Source organism: Microvirga lotononidis, assembly GCF_034627025.1.
Lineage (GTDB): Bacteria > Pseudomonadota > Alphaproteobacteria > Rhizobiales > Beijerinckiaceae > Microvirga > Microvirga lotononidis.
Window position 1 is genome coordinate 4,286,730 of sequence record NZ_CP141048.1, and the last position, 23,365, is coordinate 4,310,094.

The window sequence follows — 23,365 nt, forward strand, 5'->3', positions numbered from 1 at the left end:
ATGACCCAGCAACCCGACCTGACCATCCCGTTCGACGCCAGCGTCGTCGATGAGGAAGCGCTGCGTGCCCTTCGCGCCGTGCAGCGGACGGTTCCCGTCGGCGACGGCGGAGCGGCCGGCAACCTCGCCGGAGGAACCGAGGCTGTCGCGGCCTTCGGCATGATGCCGGGTTCACCCTCGGGTGGGGCGCTCGGTCGGCCGGCCGCCATCCCGCCGGTGGCTGAAGAGGCCGCCCCTCGTCCCGAGGATACTCGGCTGGAGCCTCTTGCTGCGCCGGCTCCGGTCATCAGGACGGTCTCCCTGGAGACCGCAGGGTCGGAGCCGACGGTCGCGGTCGAGGCTCCGGTGTTTCGGCCGGTCTCGGCGTCTCGGGCAGGCGGCTCCCACGCGACGCCCGAGGCTTCGCATTCTGCGCATGACGCACCGGACCTGTTGGAGCCCGCACCGACGAGGATCGTTCCACGGAATGAGTCTGTTACGATCCCGGCTCCCGAGCAAAACCTGCCGCGACCCGAAGACTCCCATGACGACCCCGCCTCAGCTCCGGGCGTCCGGGTCGCCGATGTGGCGGGGCGCGAGGATCAGTCGATCGCTCTTGACCTGTCGGCAGCCCTGACCGGCACGAACGGATCGGAAGTCCTGCTCGTGACGATCATGGGCGTACCGTCTGGGGCGCGGCTGTCGCGCGGCACGCGTGCGCCGGACGGCAGCTGGCAGGTCACGCCGGCCGATCTGGCCGATCTTGCCATCCTGCCGCCCGAGAACTTCTCCGGCACCCTCTCCCTGACCCTGCGCGCCACGGCGGTGAGCCCGAACGGCTCGACCGCCACCCACGAGGCGCCGTTCCGCGTCCAGGTCGAGGCGGTGGCCGACACCCCGGTCGTCGGCGTGCACGATGCCGCCACCCGGGAGGACCAGCCGATCGCCCTCGACCTTGCGGCGGCGCTGACCGACACCGACGGCTCGGAAGTGCTCTCGGTGGTGATCGAAGGCCTGCCGCCGGGCACGCGCCTGTCGGCGGGGATCGACAACGGCAACGGCAGCTGGACGCTCACCCCGGCCCAGCTGACCGGCCTGAGCCTGACGCCGCCGCTCGACTGGAGCGGGCGCATGGACCTGACCCTGGTGGCCCAGGCGCGGGAGAGCTCGAACGGCTCGACCGCGACGGTGCGGGCGCCGTTCACGGTGGCCGTGACGGCGGTAGCGGATGCGCCGCTGGTGGCGGCCCATGACGTGGCCGGGCAGGAGGACACGCCGGTGGCGCTGGAGTTGTCGGCGCTGCTGAAGGACCGGGACGGCTCGGAGGTGCTCTCGGTGCTGATCCGGGGCGTGCCGGACGGCGCCTCGCTGTCGCATGGCACGCGCCAGCCCGACGGCAGCTGGAGCGTCGATCCCGCCGATCTGCCACATCTCGCCTTCAATCCGCCGGCGAACTTCTCCGGCGCCGTCAACCTCACGCTGCAGGCGACCTCGCAGGAGCCGAACGGGTCGACGGCCACCGTTGATACTCGCTTCCAGGTTCGGGTGCACGCGGTCGCCGATGCGCCGGACGTGACGGTCGTGGACGCCCACGGCTATGAGGACATGCCGGTCAGCCTCTCCGGCCTCGGTGGAGCCCTGCGCGACACGGACGGCTCCGAGAGCCTCAGCTTCGTGCTCAGCGGCGTCCCCGCCGATGCGACTCTCAGCGCCGGCACCCCGCTGGGCGACGGTCGCTGGGCCCTGACAGCCGCGCAGCTCAACGGCCTGACCCTGTCGCCGCCGGCGCAGATGTCCGGCCACTTCACCCTCACGCTCACGGCCATCGCCACCGAGAGCGAGCTCGGCGTGCCCAGCGCCCAGACCTCTGCCACCTTCACGGTGAACGTGGATCCGGTCGTGGATGCGGGCAGCATCGCCGGCTCGAGCGCAGGTTCGGAAGATACCCTGATCCTGCTCCAACCGAACTTCTTCACGCCGGATCAGGACGGCTCGGAAACCTGGTCGGCCTCCACCCAGGTGGCGGGCGTCCCGCCGGGCGCTTCCCTCAATCTCGGCTCCGAGATCGCTCCCGGGTTGTGGCAGGTTTCGACCGCTGATCTGCGCGCCGGTCTCGTGATGATCCGCCCGGCGGAGCACAGCGACGAGGATTTCACCCTCACTCTGACGGCGACCCTGACGGATACCGGCAACGGCAGGAGCGCCAGCCGGGTGATGACGGGAACCCATACGGTGGCGGTCACGGCCGTGGCCGATGAACCTCTGGTCGCTGCGCATGACGTAACGGGAGACGAGGACCGGCCGATCCCGCTCGATGTCTCGGCCGCCCTCGTCGACACGGACGGATCCGAGACCCTGACGGTCCGGATCATCGGCGTGCCGGACGGCGCCTCGCTGTCGCACGGCACGCGCCAGCCCGACGGCAGCTGGAATGTGCCGCCGGCCGATCTGGCTCACCTCTCCCTCACGCCGCCCCAGGACTTTTCAGGCACGATCAAGCTGACGCTCGAGGCGACCGTCCGCGAGGGCTCGAACGGTTCGACGGCGACCCAGAGCGTCGGCTTCCAGGTGAAGGTGGAGGACGTGTCCGACGCTCCGCTCGTGAGCGTCCACGATGCCGCAGGCCGAGAAGACGAATGGACCACCCTCGATCTCCGGGCCGCTTTGAGCGATACCGACGGATCGGAGACGCTGTCGGTGACCATCGTAGGCGTACCGTCTGGGGCGCGGCTGTCGCGCGGCACGCGTGCGCCGGACGGCAGCTGGCAGGTCACGCCGGCCGATCTGGCCGATCTTGCCATCCTGCCGCCCGAGAACTTCTCCGGCACCCTCTCCCTGACCCTGCGCGCCACGGCGGTGAGCCCGAACGGCTCGACCGCCACCCACGAGGCGCCGTTCCGCGTCCAGGTCGAGGCGGTGGCCGACACCCCGGTCGTCGGCGTGCACGATGCCGCCACCCGGGAGGACCAGCCGATCGCCCTCGACCTTGCGGCGGCGCTGACCGACACCGACGGCTCGGAAGTGCTCTCGGTGGTGATCGAAGGCCTGCCGCCGGGCACGCGCCTGTCGGCGGGGATCGACAACGGCAACGGCAGCTGGACGCTCACCCCGGCCCAGCTGACCGGCCTGAGCCTGACGCCGCCGCTCGACTGGAGCGGGCGCATGGACCTGACCCTGGTGGCCCAGGCGCGGGAGAGCTCGAACGGCTCGACCGCGACGGTGCGGGCGCCGTTCACGGTGGCCGTGACGGCGGTAGCGGATGCGCCGCTGGTGGCGGCCCATGACGTGGCCGGGCAGGAGGACACGCCGGTGGCGCTGGAGTTGTCGGCGCTGCTGAAGGACCGGGACGGCTCGGAGGTGCTCTCGGTGCTGATCCGGGGCGTGCCGGACGGCGCCTCGCTGTCGCATGGCACGCGCCAGCCCGACGGCAGCTGGAGCGTCGATCCCGCCGATCTGACCGATCTGAAGTTCATTCCGAAACCCGACTTTTCCGGTCCGGTGGATCTGCGCATCGAAGCAACGGCCCGGGAGAGCAACGGCGATACTGCAACCAGCACAGCGGATTTCCGGGTGCAGGTCCATGCGGTCGCCGACATGCCCGACGTGACCGTGGCCAACTACACGGGCCGCGAGGACGAGCCGGTCGCGCTCACCGGCCTCGGCGGCACCCTGCGTGACCTCGACGGTTCGGAAACCCTGAGTTTCATTCTCGCCGTTCCTCCCGGTGCGACGCTCAATGCCGGGACGAAACAGGCGGATGGCACCTGGCTTCTGACGCCCGCGCAGCTCAACGGCCTGATCCTCACGCCCCCGGCGAACGGCTCCGGACGGTTCGAGCTCACGCTCACGGCGGTTGCGACCGAAAACGAACCCGGCGTGCCCAGCGCACGCAACTCGGCGACATTCACGGTCGATCTCGATCCCGTGCTGGATCAGGGCAGCATCGGGGGCTCTGCCACCGGCGACGAGGACACCTGGATCACGCTCCGGCCGACATTCGATACGCCCGACAAGGACGGTTCCGAAACCTGGTCCGAATTCACCACGATTTCCGGGGTGCCGATCGGCGCATCGCTCGATCATGGAACGATGGTGGAACCGGGCCTATGGAAGGTCGCTACGAGCTCCCTCCAGGCGGGGCTCGTCAGGATCAAGCCCCCGTTGAACAGCGACGCAGATTTCACGCTGACGTTCACCGCGACGCTTACGGATACCGGCAACGGAAAGTCGGTCAGCCAGGAGGTCACGGGCACGAACCCGGTCATCGTCAACGCGGTTGCGGACAGGCCGAACGTGAGTGCAACGAGCGTATCGGGCAAGGAAGACCAGGAGATACCGCTCCATCTATCGGCAAGCCTCGTCGACACGGATGGATCGGAAACGCTGACCGTCAGAATCTACGGCGTTCCGGCCTCGGCCTCCCTGACGAAGGGAGTGTTGCAATCCGACGGCTCGTGGATCGTCCAAGCCGCAGACCTGCCGAACGTCGCCCTTAAGCCGCCCGCTGACTTCTCCGGCACGCTGGACCTCAAGATCCGGGCGACCGCGACCGAAACCTCGAACGGAAAGACCGCTTCAGGGGAAGTATCCTTTCAGGTGGAGGTCGACGCGGTCGCGGACGAGCCCGGGCTGCGCGTTGCGCCGGCGGTGGGCAACGAGGACACGGCCATTCCGCTCACCGTGACGGCCTGGACCACCGATCGGGACGGTTCTGAAAGAATCGTCGGGTTTCGGATCGCAGGCATTCCGGACGGCGCGGTTGTGCGGGCCGGCGGTGTAGCGCTGATCGTCGTCAACGGCAGCGTCCTGGTGGATCCGGCCGTGGCGAACAGCCTGACTATCACGCCTCCTGCCAATTCGGACGGAGATTTCACCCTGAAGGTCTCGGCGATCTCCGCGGAGCCCAACGGCAGTACCGCCGAAAGCGCGGCACTCGATCTTCCCGTGATCGTTCGGGCCGTAGCCGACGCCCCCATTATGGACAGGACCGGCGCCAGTGGCTTCGAGGATGCCCCCATTGTCCTCAATCTATCGGCGACCATGCCGGACAACGATGGGTCGGAGACGCTGAGCTTCGTGATCAGGGGAGTGCCTGAGGGTGCGGTCATGTCTCACGGCACCTATCGCGGTCCGGGAGTCTGGTCCCTGACTGCCGAGGAAGCCAGGCTGGTGACGTTGCTGCCGCCGGCCAACTTCTCGGGCACCATCAAACTTTCGGTCACGGCGATCACGCAGGAGGAGCGGGGAGGCGATCAGGCATCGACCACCGTGGAATTCCCCGTCGTGGTCGAGGCCGTGGTCGACGCTCCCGCAGTCGGCGGCCTCGACGGCGTGTCCGGCGACTGGGGGACCATGCACGGTACGGAAGACCGGCCGATCCTGCTGCGCCTCGATCCGGGTCTCGGCGACACCGACGGGTCCGAGACGGTGGTCGGCGATATTCTCATCGGAGACATTCCCGCCGGAGCCGTCCTGCGGCTGGCGGATGGCACTGTCATCGATGCCGATGAGCACGGAATCTACCGGATCGCCGCTTCGCACATGGCGGGCGTGACGCTGACCATGCCTCACGACAGCGATGAAGCACGGACCCTCAAGATCGTGATGACCATCGAGGATAGCGACGGCGTTCAGGTGACCATCGGCGGGAAAATGGTAGTGGATCCGCTCGGCGATGCCGATACGCCCGAAATGAAGTTCGAGCCCGCCAATGGAAGCGCACACAACAGCCTGGACCCGGGTCAGGGCTGGATCCCGCTCCAGATTTCGGCCGTCCCGGGAGACAAGGACGGATCGGAAAGCCTCCAGATGTGGGTGCGGAATGTGCCGCCTGGGGCCGTTCTGTCATCCGGAATCGCGGTGGGCGAAGGGATCTGGCTGGTGCCGGTCGAGAACCTCCCGTCCCTCGCCATCCGCCCCGGGGCTCGGTTCACCCAAAGCTTCGAGCTGAAGGTCACGGCCGTTGCCGTCGAGCGCGAAGGGGATCAGACCGATCTGACGGTCCGGATCCCGGTGACCATCACGGTCCCGAGCGGTGGCGGTGGGGATGGAAGTGGAGGCGATGGAACGGGTCCCGGCACGGATCCGGACGATGCGCCTTCGGCCCAGGCGCCCCGGCTGGTGGTCAGGGATGCGGATACTCTCGAAGACCGCAGCGTCATCCTCTCCATTGAAGCCGCGACCAAGGATACGGACGGCGGACGCGAAACCCTCGGCATCCGCATCAATGGTGTCCCTGGGGGCGCGAGCCTCTCAGTCGGCGTCAGGGACCCCTTTACGGGCGCCTGGGTGCTCCACCCGGACCAGCTCCAAGACGTCCGTCTTATTCCGCCTGCCAATTTCTCCGGCAGGATCGATCTCGAGATCGTCGCCGTATCGACGGAGGCCACAGGGGACCAGAAAGCCGTTTCGGCCACGATCCATGTCAACGTCGACGCCGTGGCGGACGATGCCCTCATCAATGCCAATCCCTCGGTCGCCGATGAGGACGGTGCCGTTCCGTTGAAGCTCACTGTCACGCCCGGCGACAGTGACGGCAGCGAGTTCGTCACGGCCGTGATCGTCTCCGGTGTCCCGCAAGGGGGGCGCCTCGAGGGCGCCGGTATCGTCGATCTCGGTAATGGCCGTTGGGCAGTCGATCCCGCCCAATTGGAAAGCCTGCAGTTCGTCCCGCCGGCCAATAGTCATGGCACGTATCATCTGACGGTGACGGCCACGACGCAGGAGCGCAGCAACGGCGATACGCACGATACGCAGCGGACGATCGCCGTGACCATCGTGCCGAAAGCGGATGCCCCAACGGTCAATGCGCACGATACATCAGGACGGGAAGACGGGACGATCGCTCTCGATATCTCCGCGTCTCTGGTGGACACCGACGGTTCGGAGGTACTCTCCGTGGTCATCCAGGGATTGCCCGAAGGCGCACGGCTGTCCAAGGGGATCAACAATGGCGACGGCAGCTGGACGCTGACGCCCTCGCAGCTCTCCGGACTGACCGTGACGCCGCCGGCCGACTGGAGCGGCACCATGAATCTGACCGTGCAGGCTCATGCACGGGAAATCTCGAACGGATCGGTGGCGACCACGCAGACCACCTTCCAGGTGTCAGTTGAAGCCGTCGCGGACGCGCCCGTCATCAGTGCCCGCGATGCAAGCGGGCTCGAGGACCAGCCGATCGCGCTGAGCCTCTCGGCGGCCCTGACGGATCGCGATGCTTCGGAAGTGTTGTCCGTCGTCATCCTCGGCATGCCCGCAGGGGCAAGCCTCACCTACGGCACGCGTCAATCCGACGGGAGCTGGATCGTGGCACCGGCCGACCTGCCGCATCTTGCCGTCATCCCACCGGAGAATTTCTCCGGCACCTTCGGTCTCACCATGCGCGCCACATCACGGGAGCCCAACGGCGACACGGCCACAACCGAGGCGAGTTTCCGCGTGCAGGTCGAGGCGGTGGCCGATGCGCCGAACGTCACGGTGCACGATTTCACCGGCAACGAGGACACCTCCATCCGGCTCACGGGTCTGGCGGGCGCTCTGGTCGACACGGACGGATCGGAGAGCCTCAGCTTCGTCCTCAGCGGCCTGCCGGCCGGTGCGAGCCTGAACGCGGGAACCAAGCAGTCCGACGGCAGCTGGCTGCTCACACCGGCTCAGCTCGGCAATCTGGTCTTCACGCCTCCGGCGAACGTATCCGGGCAATTCACGCTCACGCTCACCGGCATCGCGACCGAGAGCGTCGGCGGGTCGGTGGCCCGCACGTCCCGGGACTTCACCATCGGCGTCAACCCCGTGGCGGACGCCGGTACGATCGCGGGAACGAGCACGGGCGACGAGGACACGCCGATCGTCCTCAATCCGACCTTCACGCTCCAGGACAACGATGGGTCGGAAACCTGGTCCGAGTTCACGCAGGTGTCGGGTCTGCCCACCGGTGCGAGCCTCAATCTCGGAACCCAGCTGACGGCGGGCACCTGGCTGGTCGCCACGGCCGATCTGCGCGCCGGCCTGGTGAGGATCAATCCGGCGGAGCACAGCGATGCGGACTTCACCCTGACCCTGAAGGCGACCATTACGGATACGGGCAACGGTATTTCCGTCAGCCGGGAGGTGACAGGCACGCACGTGGTCACCGTCCATGCGGTCGCCGACACACCCGTGGCCACCGCGGAGAACGTGACCGGTAAGGAGGACCACGCCATCACGCTGAACCTGTCCGCGGCCCTCGCGGATACGGACGGTTCGGAGACGCTGTCGGTCAGCATCCTGGGCGTTCCCGACGACTTCACCCTGTCCCACGGAACGTCCCTTGGAGGCGGTGTGTGGCGGGTTCCGGCCGAGGCGCTCTCAGGGCTGCAACTCCATCCTGCGCAGGACTGGAACGGAACGCTTCACCTGACGCTCCAGGCGACGAGCACCGAGACGACAGGCCAAGCCGCGACGACGACCACGCCATTCACCGTGACGATCGATGCGGTGAACGACGCGCCTGAACTGGTGCTGACCGGACCGAGCCATGCGGAGGCAGGCGCCCATCATACAAGCGCCGTGGGCCTCGCACAGGCGCATGACGTGGACAGCCTGCAACTCGGCGGCGCGACTGTGACCCTCACCGGGGCACAGGCAGGCGACAGGCTCGATTTCGCCGGGTACCTGCTGCACGAGGAAAACGGGCGCGTGATGGTCGGTGATACCGGAATCGAAGTCGTCGGCGGCGGATATGCATCCCAGACGGGAACGCTGACCCTGAGCGGACATGCGAGACCCGATGTCTACTCGGCAGTGCTGCAATCTCTGGTCCTGGAGAGCGCGGACGCGAACGGCCTCGCTGCCGGATCGCGCAGTATCGGCGTGACGCTCTTCGACAGCGAGGGATCTGCCTCGACGCCGAAAACCATCGAGGTGATCGTGGACGAACCTCCGCCATCCCCGATCGAGGCCCATGGGCTGATGGCTGCCGCGGATACGGGGACGACGCAGGACCTGTCCGGGTCCGACATTCTTCTGCTCATGGCGGACGGCACGATCGACCCCGGTCATGGAACCGCCGGAGCATGGACGGATCAGATCGATATTGGCCATTCGCCGGAGGCCGCTCCGCACCAGCCTGTGGAACTCGACCAGCCTGTTGCCGATCACGTCCAGCCGATCGACAACCTCCAGCTCGAATCCGCCAGGACCCATTGGTCGTGAGTATTCCATGGGCGGATGCCGGGGTCGGGCTCATCGCGAGCCGATTCTGTTGACGCGCCCTGGGTGCCGGTCTTAGAGAGGATTTGACGGTAGGGCGGTGCTCACCGTTTCCGGAGAGGTGGCCGAGTGGTTTAAGGCAGCGGTCTTGAAAACCGCCGTGGGTGCAAGCCCACCGTGGGTTCGAATCCCACCCTCTCCGCCATTCACCATGATCGGTCGATTGTCTTCGGGAACGGTTGGATGGACCCGGATTATTAACCAAGACCGCTCAAAAAGCATCGCTCCGGTCGAGCTTGGACCGCCTCCTGTCTGCGGAATTCCATGACCACATCGGCGCAAAGTGCCGCACAGTCGATGCCGAGAGCTAAAGGCTTGATTTCAATAGATCTTTATCTCTGAAGCGCCGATGCCAGGCAGCTTCAATGCTGTCGGCCCTCCGGTTCGGCCCCGTCGTCGGATGCGGAGTTTTTCTGAGGTTGAGCGCTAGGAATTCGTCTTAAGACAATGATTTTCTGGCCTTTTTGCTATCATGATACATTGTTATTGTTTTTCTAGCTTTGCCATTGACAAGCGCGGCTATTTAACTTTCCTTTAAGGACCCGAAAGCACTTTGGCGCGAGGCCCGGGCTAGCCCGGCTCTGCCATGCACGGTGCGGATAATGGAATGCGAGACCAAATGCCTTCGAATCGCGCAGAAGTGACGACCGACCTGAAGGGAAGCGCCTCTTCCTTCAATCGCTGGACCCTCCTTCGCGTCGCAGGCGTGACCGCAATCGCACTGACCGCAGCCAACTGCTCCTCCAATGTTCGCGGTGGCATCGACCCCAAATACGGCGTTGCTCCGAGCCCGAAAGTCGTCGCCGACGGCCAGCCCGTTCCCAAGGGCGGCGGTCGCGAGATGGTCGGCAAGCCCTACACGGTGGCCGGCCGCACCTATGTTCCCAACGAGACGCCTCGCTCCACCGAGGGCCTCGCATCCTGGTACGGATCCAACTTCCACGGGCGCATGACGGCGAACGGTGAGGTCTTCGACCGGGACTCGATCGCGGCCGCCCATACGACCATGCCGCTCCCGAGCTATGCCCGGGTGACCAACCTGCAGAACGGCCATTCGATGATCGTTCGCGTGAACGACCGGGGGCCGTTCCACGGGAACCGGGTGATCGACGTTTCCGAGCGCGCCGCGGCCGCTCTCGGATTCCGGCAGTCGGGAACGGCGCGGGTGCGGGTCGACTACGTTGGCCGCGCATCCACGAATGGCAGCGACGACCGCATCCTCCTGGCGAGCCTGAGGACCGACGGAACGCCTGCAGCACTCACCGGTTCGGCCCCGACCATGATTGCCCAGGCGGCGCCGCAGACCAACGTGACCCGTCAGGCCATCGCACTCCGTACGTACGAGCCGGATGACGGAGCGTATGCGGCACCGGCCCGTCCGTCACAGGCGGCCGGCTCCGGCGCCGTTGCCAGCAATGTGCCGCTGCCGCCCGAGCGTCCGTTCGACCTCGGCACCATCCCGGGTGCCGCGAGCCCGGTGGCCCGGATCAGCTCCGCGTCTCCAGCTTCGCGTCCCGTTGTGGCCAGTCTCTACGGATCGCCGGCTGACGATTCCCGCTCCGGCTTCCAGAGAAACGGCGCTTATACGTCTGCCGATCCCTCCAAGTTCGTTCTTCGATAGAGGTCGGGTCTAAGGATCCGATCGATGGGACCGGCGAGAGCGTAGCAGCCGGTTGATTTGTTATTGACGCGCCACAGATTCGGGTTCTCCTAGGGGAATAGCCTGGAGAAGCTGACGATGCGTCATGTTAAAGTCGCCCGAGCCTTGGCGGCGGTTGGATTTGTGTGGAGTGCCATCTCTCTTCCGTTTGGTTGGCCGCAAGCGGCGCAGGCGCAGAATTTTCAGACGAGCGCACCCACGGCCATCCTCATTGACGCAGGAAGCCATGCGGTTCTCTTCGAGAAGAACGCCGACGAGCTGACCGCACCCGCCAGCATGGCCAAGACCATGACGGCGGAGGTCGTTTTCAACGAGATCAAAAGCGGTCGCCTGAACTTCGACAACGAGTTCATGATCTCGGAGAACGCCTGGCGCAAAGGCGGCGGGGGATCGGGCGGCTCTTCCATGTTCGCCAAGGTGAATACCCCTGTCCGCCTCGAGGATCTGCTGCGCGGACTCATCATCCAATCGGGCAACGATGCCGCGATCGCCATCGCCGAGGGCGTTGCCGGAACGGAAGATAACTTCGCGCGCATGATGAACGAGAGGGCGAAGCAGATCGGCTTGTCGCAATCGACGTTCCGTAACGCCACGGGTTATGGTCACCCTGACCAGAAGGTTACCGTCCGGGATCTGTCGAAGCTCGCCCTTCACATCATCGAGACCTATCCGGATCTCTACAAGATGTTCGGCGAGCGGGAGTTTACCTGGAACAAGATCCGCCAGCAGAACCGCAATCCCTTGCTGTTCATGGATATCGGCGCTGACGGCCTGAAAACCGGCAATATCGACGAGTCCGGCTTCGGCCTGATGGGGTCCGCCGTGCAGAACGACCAGCGCCTGATCGTGGTCGTGAACGGCCTCAAGACGGCGAAGGACCGCGCCAACGAGGCGCGCAAGCTGCTGGACTGGGGTTTCCGGGCTTTCGAGACCCAGCAGCTCTTCGCCGAGGGCCAGGTCGTCGGCGAGGCTCAGGTGTTCGGCGGGAACAAGCGGTCGCTTCCGCTTGTGTCCAGGAAGCCTGTTCGTGTACTTGTGCCCCGTGGGGAGAGCGAACGGGTCACCGCTCGCATCGTCTACACCGGACCGCTGAAGGCCCCCGTCCAGAAAGGGGCGGAGGTGGCCCGGCTCCAGGTCAACCGCGGGGACATGCAGGCGCTCGACATGCCGCTCTATGCCGATGAGGATGTTCAGGAAGGGACGCTGAGCCAGCGTGCCCTGGACGGCCTGCTGGAATTCAGCACGGGGTGGGTCCGCCGCGCTTTCACGAGCGTGATCGAAGGCATTTGATGGCTGGCTGCTTCATTACGTTCGAAGGCGGGGAGGGCGCAGGCAAGTCGACCCAGATCCAAAGGCTCAGGACCCGGCTGGAGCGTCTCGCCCAACCGGTCCTCGTGACCCGGGAACCAGGCGGCTCTCCGCATGCCGAGGAAATCCGTGCCTTCATTCTCAGCGGCCGGGCCAAGCATCTGGGGCCTCTCGCGGAGGCTCTCCTGTTTGCCGCCGCCCGGATCGACCATCTGGACAAGACCATCAAGCCTGCGCTCAAGAGCGGGACGCACGTTCTCTGTGACCGTTTCGCAGATTCGACGCGAGCGTATCAGGGCTCCCTTGGCAATATCGACAAGGCTCTGATCGATCAGCTCGAGACGGTGACCCTGCAGGGCGTGAAACCCGATCTTACCTTGATCCTCGATCTTCCCGCCGAAACCGGGCTGGCCCGGGCCGGAGCCCGGCAGGCGGGAAAAGGCGAGGGCGCCGATCGGTTCGAGGAGGAGGATATCTCCTTTCACCAATCCCTGAGGCAGGCTTACCTATCGATCGCTCGGGCCGAACCGAGACGCTGCGCGGTGATCAATGCGGATCAGGATCCCGACGAGGTCGAGGCCGCGATCTGGGCGGCCGTGCGTGAGCGTCTCCCTCAAATGACCGAGCATGCCGTGAGGCCACTCGATGTCGCGTGACGAGCAGGGCCTTGCGGAGCCAGATCAGTTCGACGGGGCCCCGCATCCCCGGGAACAGTTCGCGTTCTTCGGCCACCGGGACGGCGAGGACGCGTTTCTGGAGGGGCTTCGCAGCGGTCGTCTTCATCATGCCTGGCTGATCGGCGGAGCTCAGGGTATCGGTAAGGCCACCCTGGCTTATCGCGTCGCGCGCACGGTTCTCGATCCGCAGAGATCCAACGAGCGAGCCATTTCAAGCCTGGACGTGCCGGCCGGCTCCCACGTGGCGCGTCAGGTGGCGGTGCTCTCGCACCCCAATCTTTCCGTCCTGAGACGAGCGCCGGCCACGGACAAGAAGGGACCGTCGGCCACGATCCCGGTCGATGCGGTCCGCCGGGCGCTCGGCATGTTCGGCTCGACCGCCGCCGACGGCGGCTACAGGGTCTGCATCGTCGACAGCGCCGAGGACCTGACGATTTCGAGCGCCAATGCGCTGCTCAAGGTGATCGAAGAGCCGCCGCCGCGTTCGCTGTTCCTGATCGTCAGTCACGCGCCGCAGAGGGTTCTGCCGACCATCCGCTCGCGCTGTCGGCGCCTTCTCCTGCGCCCCCTGGAAGATCAGGACATCAAGGCGGCGATTGCGTCCCTCGGATCGCCCTGGACCGATATCCCGCAGGACGTGGTGGATCAGGCGCTTCGCTACGGCGAAGGCTCGGTCCGGCGCACCCTGGAGTTCCTCGACGCCGACAAGGTCGCCTTCATCGATCAGGTGAACCGGCTCCTGAACGGCCTGCCGAAGGCCGACACCAAGCAGATCCTTGCACTCGCGGAGGCCTTGTCCAAGCGCGACGCCGACGACAGCTACGAACTCGCCCTGGAAACCGTGCAGCGCTGGGTCTCCGACCGGCTTCACGAGCGGGCGGGCCTGGGAGCGTCCCGCCTTGCGCCTTTGGTGGAGGTATGTGACAAGATCGGCCGTTCGGCGCGCGAGATCGATGTGTTCAACCTCGACCGCCGGCCCTTCATCCTGACGATGTTCGACGATCTCGCCGAGGCTGTTCGGCGGGCGGCCTGAAGCCTCATCGTCCGAAGGGTTTTTGATTTCAGGACTTAGGACTCGACATGGCCGACAAGCAGAAATTCTACATCACCACGGCTATTTCGTACCCGAATGGGGCTCCCCATATCGGCCATGCCTACGAGGTCGTCGCATCCGACGCGATCGCGCGGTTCAAGCGCATCGACGGCTACGACGTGTTCTTCATGACCGGCACGGACGAGCATGGGCTGAAGATCCAGCAGACGGCGGACAAGAACGGCACGACGCCCAAGGCCTTCGTCGACGAGATGGCGGCGAAGTTCAAGGCCATGGCCGACCGGCTCGACTGCTCCTACGACCGCTTCATCCGCACGACCGATTCCGATCACCTGCCCTCGACCCAGGAGCTGTGGCGCCGGATGCAGGAGAGGGGCGATATCTACCTCTCCAAGTACTCCGGCTGGTACTCGGTCCGGGACGAGGCCTATTTCGACGAGAGCGAGCTGACGAAGCAGCCCGACGGCAGTTTCCGCGCGCCGACCGGCGCGGCAGTCGAGTGGATCGAGGAGGAGAGCTATTTCTTCCGCCTCTCGGCCTATCAGGACCGGCTGCTGGCCCATTACGAGGCCAATCCCGATTTCATCAGCCCGGAAACCCGTCGCAACGAGATCGCGAGCTTCGTCCGTTCCGGCCTGCAGGATCTCTCGATCAGCCGGACGACCTTCAACTGGGGCCTGCCGGTTCCCGGCGATCCGAAGCACGTCATGTATGTCTGGATCGACGCCCTGAACAATTACATGACCGGCTGCGGCTTCCCGAACGAGAATGACCCGCGCTGGCACTATTGGCCGGCGGACGTGCACATTATCGGCAAGGACATCGTGCGCTTCCACACGGTCTATTGGCCCGCGTTCCTCATGTCGGCCGAGCTGCCGCTGCCGAAGCGCGTCTTCGGGCACGGGTTCCTGCTCAACAAGGGCGAGAAGATGTCGAAATCGGTCGGCAACGTGGTCGACCCGTTCGATCTCGCCGACACCTATGGGGTCGACCAGATCCGCTATTTCTTCATGCGGGAAGTGCCCTTCGGCCAGGACGGCAACTACTCCCACGAGGCCATCGTGAACCGCATCAACGCGGACTTGGCGAACGATCTCGGCAACCTCGCCCAGCGCTCGCTGTCGATGATCGCCAAGAACTGCGATGCCGCCGTTCCGCAGCCGGGAGAGTTCACCCAGGCCGATCAGGACATGCTCTGGCTGGCCGATGCTTTGCCCGGCAAGACGAGGGCGGCCGTGAAGGACTTCGCCGTCCATACGACCCTGGCCGAGATCTGGGCGGTGGTGGCCGAGGCCAACCGCTATTTCGCGTCCCAGGAGCCCTGGATCCTGCGCAAGAGCGACCCGGCGCGCATGAACACGGTACTGTACGTGACAGCGGAGGTCCTGCGAGCGGTCGGCGTCCTGGCTCAGCCTTTCGTCCCGACGGCTGCGGCCAAGCTCCTCGATCTGCTGGCGATTCCGCCCGAGGGCAGGGTGCTTGCGGCTGTCGGTCCGGAGCATCGCCTGACGGCTGGAACCGCGCTTCCGCAACCTGCGCCGATTTTCCCGCGTTATATCGAGGCGGAAGCATCCTAACGCTTCCGCTTTGATGGGCTCCCCGGAGCCTTCAGCGGAAGCGGAAGATGTATACCACCTTCATGTTTGCCACCGGGATTGAGAACAGCATCCCGACCATCAACAATGGCCGCACCCGCATCGACCAGATGGAGAAGTGCGGTCATTACACACATTGGCGAACGGATTTCGACCTCCTGGAGGATCTCGACATCCAGGTCCTCCGCTACGGACCGCCGCTCCATAAGACTTTCATCGGTCCCGGTCGCTACGATTGGGCCTTCGCCGACATGACTTTTGGCGAGCTCCAGCGTCGGGACATCATTCCCATCGTCGACCTCTGTCATTTCGGCGTGCCCGATTGGATCGGAAATTTCCAGAACCCGGATTTCCCAGCCCTGTTCGCATCTTACGCGGAAGACTTCGCGCGTCGCTTTCCCTGGGTTCAGCTCTATACTCCCATCAACGAGATGTTCATCTGCGCCGAGTTCTCGGCAGCCTATGGCTGGTGGAACGAGCAGCTGACGAGCGACCAGGCGTTCGTAACCGCCCTCAAGCACATCGTGAGGGCCAATGTTCTGGCCATGGAACGGATCCTCAAGGTCCGGCCGGACGCCCTGTTCATCCAAAGCGAGTCGTCGGAATACTTCCACGCGGAGAATCCCGCCGCCATCAAGCCGTCCGAGATCATGAACTCACGGCGCTTCCTATCCCTCGACCTGAACTATGGAAGACGGGTCGACTCGGAAATGTACGAGTTCCTGATGGATAGCGGCATGACCCGGGACGAGTACCATTTCTTTCTCAGTCGTTCGTCCTTGCGCCACCACTGCATCATGGGGAATGACTACTACCTCACCAACGAGCATAGGGTCCGAGAGGACGGCACCACCGAGGCCGCTGGGGATGTTTTCGGATACGATGAGATCACCCGGCAGTACTATGATCGCTATCGGCTGCCCGTGATGCATACCGAAACGAACCTCATGCAGGGCCCTAACGGCGACGAGGCGGTCAACTGGCTTTGGAAGCAATGGGCAAACGTGCTGAGGGTCCGCAACACCGGTGTCCCGATCGTGGGCTTTACCTGGTACTCGCTCACCGACCAGATGGATTGGGATACGGCGCTTCGGGAGGAGAACAACCGGGTCACACCCGTCGGCCTTTACGACCTCGAGCGGAACATCCGTCCCGTGGGGCGCCGCTACAGGAAGCTGATTCACGATTGGTGCGACGTGCTTCCCGCCCAAAGCGTCTGCCTGACCGTGCCCGTCGTTCGCCCACAGGATCATGACGAGGCTCCGCTCCGCCGGCATCAGGATCGCATGCGCAAGATGCTGCACAAGGAAGCCAAGGAGGACGACGAACCGGTGGCGACGGCTCAGGGCGCCCGTCGGTAGACGGATCGGCTGAACATCATTATGAGCCTGGGCGGCGAGCCGCCGGAGAGGAGGGCACCTTTACCCATGTTGGTCGACAGCCATTGCCACCTGGACTTCCCCGACTTCCAGACCCGTCTCCCCGAAGTCCTGGCAACAGCCGCTGCCGCCGGGGTCGGGCGGATGGTGACGATCTCGACCCATGTGGCACGCTTCGATACGTATCGAGCCCTGGCCGAGGCGCATGAGAGCATCTTCTGCTCGGTTGGCACCCACCCGCACAATGCCGCCGATGAGCCGGATATTCCCGCCGAGCGGCTGGCCGAACTCTCGGTCCATCCCCGCTGCATCGCCATCGGCGAGGCCGGTCTCGATTATCATTACGACAAGAGTCCCCACGACGTTCAGCAGCGCGTCTTCCGCACGCATATCGAGGCCGCGCGGACAACCGGGTTGCCCTTGGTCATCCATGCCCGCAACGCCGACGAGGACATGATCCGGATCTTGACCGAAGAGATGACGCGCGGGCGCTTCGATGCGGTGCTCCACTGCTTCTCGTCCGGTGAGACGTTGGCCCAAGTCGGGGTCGAACTCGGTCTTTACGTCTCGTTCTCGGGCATTCTCACATTCCGAAACTCGGAGGAGATCCGTCGGATCGCAGCGGCCGTTCCCCATGAACGCCTGCTGGTCGAGACGGATGCGCCCTACCTGGCCCCGGTGCCGTACCGCGGAAAGACCAACGAGCCGGCCTTTGTGGCCCATACGGCCCATGTGCTCGCGGAGGTCGTCGGGGTGAGCGATGAAGAGGTCGCCAGGTTCACGACGGCCAATTTCTACCGCCTGTTCTCCAAGGCGGCCGCCGCCGACTCCATCGGGGGGCAGGCGCTCGCGTCATGACGTTGAAAGTCACGATTCTTGGGTGCGGATCCTCGGCCGGCGTGCCCCGCGTGGGCGTCGGCTGGGGCGCCTGCGATCCCGCGAACCCGAAGAACCGCCGGCACCGCTGCTCGATCCTGGTCGAGAGGATCGGGCCGGGCGGGGCGAAGACGACCGTTCTGGTCGATACCGGCCCGGATCTGCGCGAGCAGCTCCTCGGCGCCGACGTCCGGCACCTCGACGCCGTTCTCATTACCCACGAGCACGCCGATCATATCCATGGAATCGACGATCTGCGTCCGCTCGCTCTCGTCCAACGACAGCGCATCCCGGTCTATGCGGACCGGATGACCAGTGAACTGCTCCAGATGCGTTTCGGCTACTGCTTCGAAACGCCGGCCGGAAGCAGCTATCCGCCGATTCTGAAAATGCGCCATCTGCTGCCGGGTACGATGACGGCGATCCAGGGCGCCGGCGGCACCGTCGAGGCCTTGCCGTTCAGGATGATCCACGGGGATATCGACGCCCTGGGCTTCCGGTTCGGTAAAATCGCTTACGCGCCCGACGTGAGCCGCATGCCCGAGGAAAGCCTGCCGAGCCTGGAAGGCCTGGACGTCCTGATCCTCGATGCCCTGCGCTACACGCCGCACCCGACGCATTTTTCGGTATCGGAGGCCTTGGAGCTGATCGGCAGGGTCAAGCCCAAGCGGGCCATCCTGACGAACCTACATACGGACCTGGATTACGAGATCCTGCGCAGCAAGCTGCCCCGGCACATCGATCCCGCCTATGATGGGTTGCAGATCGAGGTTGCCTGAACCTCTCAGCCAACCTTGCCGAAGCGTTGCTCCAGGGCGGCAATGTATGCATCCCGAGAGGGCTTGAGGTGGTCGCGGCAGAGCTGAACGAGTCTCTCGCGATCCGCGGCCCTGAGAGCCTCGATCATCGCCCAGTGGTCCTCTTTCGCCTTGGCGAGATGCTCGGGGTCCGCCGCCGTGTAGGAGCGCACGCCGTGGGCTTTCTGGGCCAGGTTCCGGATCAGCTCGATGAGATGAGGGTTGCCGCAGGCGCCGAAGAGCGCATTGTGGAAGGCGATGTTCGTCCGGAAAGCGGCGCGTGAATCGCCCTGGTCGACGGCCGCCGAATGCTGCTCGTGAATGTCCGTGAGGGCGGCGAGCGTCTCGGGTCCGGGCGGCAGCGGAATTTGCTTGGCCGCCAGCGTTTCCAGGGCTTCGCGGACGAAATAAATCTGGCGCACATCCGTAGGGCTCAGCATGCGCACCGCGGCGCCCTTGTTCTGCACGCGCTCGACCAGGCCCATCCGTTCGAGCTCGGCAATGGCCTCGCGCACCACATGCCGTTTCACCTCGAACCGGGTCGCGAGATCCTCCTCGATCAGCCTTTCCCGGGGCTGAAGCCAGCCGAGGACGATGTCCTCCTCCAGGGCCTGCGCCACCTGTCTCGCCCTGGCAGCCGAGGCCTGACGCTCCGCACCATCCATGCCAGTTTCACTTTCGCCAACATTATTGTTGACAATCTTGATAGCACATCGATGATCCCTCGTCATGAGCCATGATCACAAGCCTTCCGCATTTGGGCTGCGCCGTAATCTGACGAGCTACGGCGATCCTGAGTTCTCCCTCTTCCTGCGCAAGGCCTTCATCAAGGCCGCCGGCTTCTCCGATGACGCCCTTGAGCGGCCCATCGTCGGAATCACCAACACCTTCAGCGACTTCAATCCTTGCCACGGCAACGTGCCTCGGCTCATCGAGGCGGTGAAGCGCGGGGTCATGCTCGCGGGCGGCCTGCCGATGGAATTCCCCACGATCTCCATCCACGAATCCTTCGCCAGTCCGACCAGCATGTTCCTGCGCAACCTTATGGCCATGGACACGGAAGAAATGATCCGCGCCCAGCCGATGGATGCGGTGGTGCTGATCGGGGGCTGCGACAAGACCGTGCCGGCCCAGCTCATGGCGGCCGCGAGCGCCGACGTGCCGGCGATCCAGCTGATCACGGGGCCGATGCTGGTCGGCCACCACAAGGGCGAGATACTGGGGGCCTGCACCGATTGCCGCCGCCTGTGGGGGCAGCACAGGGCGGGCGTGATGGATCAGGACGAGGTGGAGGTCGTCAGCGGACGCCTCGCCCCGACCCAGGGCACATGCATGGTGATGGGCACGGCTAGCACCATGGGATGTCTCGTCGAGGCGCTGGGCATAGCTCTGCCGGGGTCAGGCACGATCCCGGCCACCCATGCGGACAGAATCCGGGCCGCCGAGGCAAGCGGGCGCCAGGCCGTTGCGCTGGCAGGGCAGGGGCCGCGCCCGAGCGAACTGTTGACCGAGGCTGCTTTCCGCAACGCCATGGTGGTGCTGCAGGCGATCGGGGGTTCGACCAACGGGCTGGTCCATCTGGCGGCGATCGCCCGCCGGCGCGGCCTCAAGATCGACCTCGAGGAGTTCGACCGGATCGGCCGCGAGGTCCCCGTCCTCGTGGATCTGAAGCCCTCCGGCGCCATGTACATGGAGCATTTTCACTGGGCGGGCGGTATGCCCCGTCTGCTGCACGAATTGCGCGACCATCTCGCTCTGGATGCGGTGACGGTGACCGGAGAGACCATCCGGGCCATCGCGGACGGCGCCGAGGATGTACCGGGACAGACGATCATTCGCAGCCTGAAGACACCACTCAAAGCCACCGGCGCGATGGCCGTCCTGCGCGGCAATCTCGCTCCCCTGGGGGCGGTGATCAAGCATTCGGCGGCATCTCCCGATCTTCTGCAGCATACCGGCCGAGCAGTCGTGTTCGAATCGGTCGAGGATCTCGTCACCCGGATCGACGATCCGGATCTCGATGTGACGGCGGACGACGTTCTCGTCCTGCGGAATGCGGGGCCGAAAGGGGCGCCCGGCATGCCCGAGGCCGGTTACCTGCCGATCCCGAGGAAGCTCGCCCAGGCGGGCGTGAAGGACATGGTCAGGATCTCCGACGCCCGCATGAGCGGCACCGCCTTCGGCACGATCGTGCTCCATATCGCTCCGGAATCCGCGACCGGCGGCCCCCTCGGTCTCGTACGGAGCGGGGACATGATCCGATTGGACGCACCCGCGCGCCGCCTCGAACTCCTCGTGGACGAAGACGAGCTGAAGCGCCGTGCCCAGGAATGGCAGCCGCCACGTCATCTCACCGAAGTGAGCCGTGGCTATCGTGGCCTGTATCTGAAGAGCGTTCTGCAGGCCGACGAGGGCTGCGACTTCGATTTCTGCTGACGGCTTTCCGCCCAAACCGACACCGCCCCTGAACGAGGCTCACATGCGTATCATCGACGTCCGCGAGATCACCCAGCCGATCGCCTCTCCGATCCGTAACGCCTATATCGACTTCTCGAAGATGACGACGAGCCTAGTTGCGGTCGTGACCGACGTGGTGCGCGACGGCCGCCGCGTCGTCGGCTATGGTTTCAACTCGAACGGCCGCTACGGCCAAGGCGGCCTCATCCGCGAGCGCTTCCGCGACCGAATCCTGGAGGCGAGCCCTGAGAGCCTGCTCGACGACAGCGGCAGCAACCTGGATCCGCAGAGGATCTGGGCCACCATGATGAAGAACGAGAAGCCCGGCGGGCATGGCGAGCGTTCGGTTGCCGTGGGCACCCTCGACATGGCGATCTGGGATGCCACCGCCAAGATCGCCGGCAAGCCGCTCTTCCGTCTGCTGGCGGAGCGCCAGGGGCGGGAGGCCAATTCGAGGGTCTTCGTCTATGCCGCCGGCGGCTACTACTACCCGGGCAAGGACGACAGCGCCTTGCGGGCCGAAATGCGCAGCTATCTCGACCGCGGCTACAACGCCGTGAAGATGAAAATCGGCGGCGCCTCAATCGCGGAGGACCAGCGCCGGATCGAAGCTGTCCTAACGGAAATCGGCTCGCAAGCGCAGCTCGCCGTCGACGCCAACGGGCGCTTCGATCTCGAAACCGCGATCGCCTATGCCAAGATGCTGCGCAACTATCCGCTATTCTGGTACGAAGAGGCGGGCGATCCCCTCGACTATTCCCTCCAGGCCGCACTCTCCGAGTTCTATCCCGGCCCGATGGCGACCGGCGAGAACCTGTTCTCGCATCAGGACGCCCGCAATCTCCTGCGCCATGGCGGCATGCGGCCGGATCGCGACTGGCTGCAGTTCGACTGCGCTTTGTCCTATGGGCTCGTGGAATACCTTCGCACCCTCGACGTGCTGGCGCAGTTCGGCTGGTCACCCTCCCGTTGCATCCCGCATGGCGGACACCAGATGTCGCTCAACATCGCGGCGGGCCTTGGTCTCGGCGGCAACGAGAGCTATCCGGACCTGTTCCAGCCCTATGGCGGTTTCCCGGACAGCGTGCGGGTCGAGAACGGCCACATCGTCATGCCGGAACTGCCCGGGATCGGCTTCGAAGGCAAGTCGGACCTGATCAAGGTCATGCGCGAGCTGGCGGAATAACCAACCGAACATTCCTCGGACAACGAACAGCAAGAGTCATCATGTCATCTGAACCCAAGAAGCGGTATCGACTGGCGGTCATTCCCGGTGATGGCATCGGCAAGGAGACGACGCCGGAAGGCGTGCGGGTTCTGGAGGCAGCCGCCAAGAAGTTTGGTTTCGACCTTCAGCTCGACCACTTCGATTTCTCCTCCTACGACTATTATGCCAAGCACGGGCGCATGCTGCCTGAGGACTGGAAGGAGAAGATCGGCTCGCACGAGGCGATCTTCTTCGGCGCCGTCGGCTGGCCGGAGAAGATCCCGGACCACGTCTCGCTCTGGGGCTCGCTGCTCCAGTTCCGGCGCGAGTTCGACCAATACATCAACCTGCGGCCCGTGCGACTGATGCCCGGTGTGCCGACACCGCTCGCCAATCGAAAGCCCGGCGACATCGACTTCTGGGTGGTGCGGGAGAATACAGAGGGCGAGTACTCCTCCGTCGGCGGCAAGATGTTTCCCGGCACCGAGCGGGAGGTGGTCATTCAGGAAACCGTTATGACGCGGATCGGCGTCGACCGGGTCCTGCGGTTTGCGTTCGATCTGGCCCAGATGCGTCCCCGGAAGCACCTGACCTCTGCGACGAAGTCGAACGGCATCTCGATCACCATGCCCTATTGGGACGAGCGCGTGGAGGAGATGGCCAAGCAGTTTCCAGATGTGAAATATGACAAGTACCATATCGACATTCTCACGGCCCATTTCGTGCTGCACCCGGACTGGTTCGACGTGGTCGTCGCGTCGAATCTGTTCGGCGACATCCTGTCCGATCTGGGGCCCGCCTGCACGGGAACCATCGGCATCGCGCCGTCGGGCAACATCAATCCGGACCGGACCTTCCCGTCTCTCTTCGAGCCGGTCCACGGGTCTGCGCCCGACATTGCGGGGCAGGGGATCGCGAACCCCATCGGCCAGATCTGGTCAGGCGCGATGATGCTGGAGCACCTGGGGGAAGGGGAGGCGGCAGCCGCCATCGTTCGCGCCATCGAAGACGTGTTGAGCGAGCGCACCCTTCGGACCCGCGACCTCGGCGGGAATGCCGCTACCGAAACCATCGGCAAGGCGGTGGCCGACGCGGTCGGCTGACCGGCTGGAACCCCTCGGATCCGT

Annotated in this window: 13 protein-coding genes and 1 tRNA gene; 13 read left to right on the top strand and 1 reads right to left on the bottom strand. The window is 65.1% G+C overall.

Annotated elements, in window-relative coordinates:
- The 10 genes from U0023_RS20235 to U0023_RS20280 all read left to right on the top strand — a co-directional run bounded on the left by U0023_RS20235 (position 1) and on the right by U0023_RS20280 (position 18,556).
- Positions 1-9,171, top strand: coding sequence for a DUF4429 domain-containing protein (locus tag U0023_RS20235; protein WP_009491209.1), 9,171 nt, complete (start codon positions 1-3; stop codon positions 9,169-9,171).
- A 112-nt stretch (positions 9,172-9,283) separates the two neighbouring features.
- Positions 9,284-9,373, top strand: a tRNA-Ser gene (locus tag U0023_RS20240).
- A gap of 474 nt (positions 9,374-9,847) precedes the next feature.
- Positions 9,848-10,849, top strand: coding sequence for a septal ring lytic transglycosylase RlpA family protein (locus U0023_RS20245; RefSeq protein ID WP_009491208.1), 1,002 nt, complete (start codon positions 9,848-9,850; stop codon positions 10,847-10,849).
- Between the two features lie 117 nt (positions 10,850-10,966).
- Positions 10,967-12,178, top strand: a complete 1,212-nt coding sequence (locus U0023_RS20250; RefSeq protein WP_009491207.1) for a D-alanyl-D-alanine carboxypeptidase family protein — start codon at positions 10,967-10,969, stop codon at positions 12,176-12,178.
- A complete protein-coding gene (gene tmk, locus U0023_RS20255; RefSeq protein WP_009491206.1) occupies positions 12,178-12,852 on the top strand; it encodes a dTMP kinase in 675 nt (224 codons plus the stop codon). Before U0023_RS20250 ends, tmk begins: the two co-directional genes overlap by 1 nt.
- Positions 12,842-13,906: a DNA polymerase III subunit delta' gene (locus U0023_RS20260; RefSeq protein WP_009491205.1), complete on the top strand. Its 1,065-nt coding sequence runs from the start codon at positions 12,842-12,844 to the stop codon at positions 13,904-13,906. Before tmk ends, U0023_RS20260 begins: the two co-directional genes overlap by 11 nt.
- A 47-nt stretch (positions 13,907-13,953) precedes the next feature.
- Positions 13,954-15,504, top strand: coding sequence for a methionine--tRNA ligase (gene metG, locus U0023_RS20265; protein ID WP_009491204.1), 1,551 nt, complete (start codon positions 13,954-13,956; stop codon positions 15,502-15,504).
- Positions 15,505-15,551: 47 nt separating this feature from the next.
- Positions 15,552-16,883 carry a family 1 glycosylhydrolase gene (locus U0023_RS20270; protein ID WP_009491203.1) on the top strand — a complete coding sequence of 444 codons (1,332 nt, stop codon included), beginning with the start codon at positions 15,552-15,554 and terminating at the stop codon, positions 16,881-16,883.
- A 66-nt stretch (positions 16,884-16,949) separates the two neighbouring features.
- Positions 16,950-17,759, top strand: a complete 810-nt coding sequence (locus U0023_RS20275; RefSeq protein WP_009491202.1) for a TatD family hydrolase — start codon at positions 16,950-16,952, stop codon at positions 17,757-17,759.
- Positions 17,756-18,556 carry an MBL fold metallo-hydrolase gene (locus U0023_RS20280; protein WP_009491201.1) on the top strand — a complete coding sequence of 267 codons (801 nt, stop codon included), beginning with the start codon at positions 17,756-17,758 and terminating at the stop codon, positions 18,554-18,556. The genes U0023_RS20275 and U0023_RS20280 overlap by 4 nt, the downstream gene beginning before the upstream one ends.
- Positions 18,557-18,561: 5 nt before the next feature.
- Here U0023_RS20280 and U0023_RS20285 read toward each other — a convergent pair whose 3' ends face one another.
- Positions 18,562-19,239, bottom strand: coding sequence for a GntR family transcriptional regulator (locus U0023_RS20285; RefSeq protein ID WP_009491200.1), 678 nt, complete (start codon positions 19,237-19,239; stop codon positions 18,562-18,564).
- A 64-nt stretch (positions 19,240-19,303) separates the two neighbouring features.
- On the opposite strand from U0023_RS20285, the gene U0023_RS20290 reads away from it, so the two are divergent.
- The 3 genes from U0023_RS20290 to U0023_RS20300 are packed head-to-tail and all read left to right on the top strand — an operon-like array spanning position 19,304 to position 23,341.
- Complete coding sequence (locus U0023_RS20290; RefSeq protein ID WP_009491199.1) at positions 19,304-21,010, top strand: IlvD/Edd family dehydratase; 1,707 nt, start codon at positions 19,304-19,306, stop codon at positions 21,008-21,010.
- A 43-nt stretch (positions 21,011-21,053) separates the two neighbouring features.
- Complete coding sequence (locus U0023_RS20295) at positions 21,054-22,217, top strand: mandelate racemase/muconate lactonizing enzyme family protein (protein ID WP_009491198.1); 1,164 nt, start codon at positions 21,054-21,056, stop codon at positions 22,215-22,217.
- A 41-nt stretch (positions 22,218-22,258) separates the two neighbouring features.
- Complete coding sequence (locus tag U0023_RS20300; protein ID WP_009491197.1) at positions 22,259-23,341, top strand: tartrate dehydrogenase; 1,083 nt, start codon at positions 22,259-22,261, stop codon at positions 23,339-23,341.
- Positions 23,342-23,365: the final 24 nt, after the last annotated feature.

What these genes read in the sequence shown, in the direction of transcription:
- U0023_RS20235 (WP_009491209.1), top strand. Translation starts at nt 1, where the DNA reads ATGACCCAGCAACCCGACCTGACCATCCCGTTCGACGCCAGCGTCGTC.
- U0023_RS20245 (WP_009491208.1), top strand. Translation starts at nt 9,848, where the DNA reads ATGCCTTCGAATCGCGCAGAAGTGACGACCGACCTGAAGGGAAGCGCC.
- U0023_RS20250 (WP_009491207.1), top strand. Translation starts at nt 10,967, where the DNA reads ATGCGTCATGTTAAAGTCGCCCGAGCCTTGGCGGCGGTTGGATTTGTG.
- tmk (WP_009491206.1), top strand. Translation starts at nt 12,178, where the DNA reads ATGGCTGGCTGCTTCATTACGTTCGAAGGCGGGGAGGGCGCAGGCAAG.
- U0023_RS20260 (WP_009491205.1), top strand. Translation starts at nt 12,842, where the DNA reads ATGTCGCGTGACGAGCAGGGCCTTGCGGAGCCAGATCAGTTCGACGGG.
- metG (WP_009491204.1), top strand. Translation starts at nt 13,954, where the DNA reads ATGGCCGACAAGCAGAAATTCTACATCACCACGGCTATTTCGTACCCG.
- U0023_RS20270 (WP_009491203.1), top strand. Translation starts at nt 15,552, where the DNA reads ATGTATACCACCTTCATGTTTGCCACCGGGATTGAGAACAGCATCCCG.
- U0023_RS20275 (WP_009491202.1), top strand. Translation starts at nt 16,950, where the DNA reads ATGTTGGTCGACAGCCATTGCCACCTGGACTTCCCCGACTTCCAGACC.
- U0023_RS20280 (WP_009491201.1), top strand. Translation starts at nt 17,756, where the DNA reads ATGACGTTGAAAGTCACGATTCTTGGGTGCGGATCCTCGGCCGGCGTG.
- U0023_RS20285 (WP_009491200.1), bottom strand. Translation starts at nt 19,239, where the DNA reads ATGGATGGTGCGGAGCGTCAGGCCTCGGCTGCCAGGGCGAGACAGGTG.
- U0023_RS20290 (WP_009491199.1), top strand. Translation starts at nt 19,304, where the DNA reads ATGAGCCATGATCACAAGCCTTCCGCATTTGGGCTGCGCCGTAATCTG.
- U0023_RS20295 (WP_009491198.1), top strand. Translation starts at nt 21,054, where the DNA reads ATGCGTATCATCGACGTCCGCGAGATCACCCAGCCGATCGCCTCTCCG.
- U0023_RS20300 (WP_009491197.1), top strand. Translation starts at nt 22,259, where the DNA reads ATGTCATCTGAACCCAAGAAGCGGTATCGACTGGCGGTCATTCCCGGT.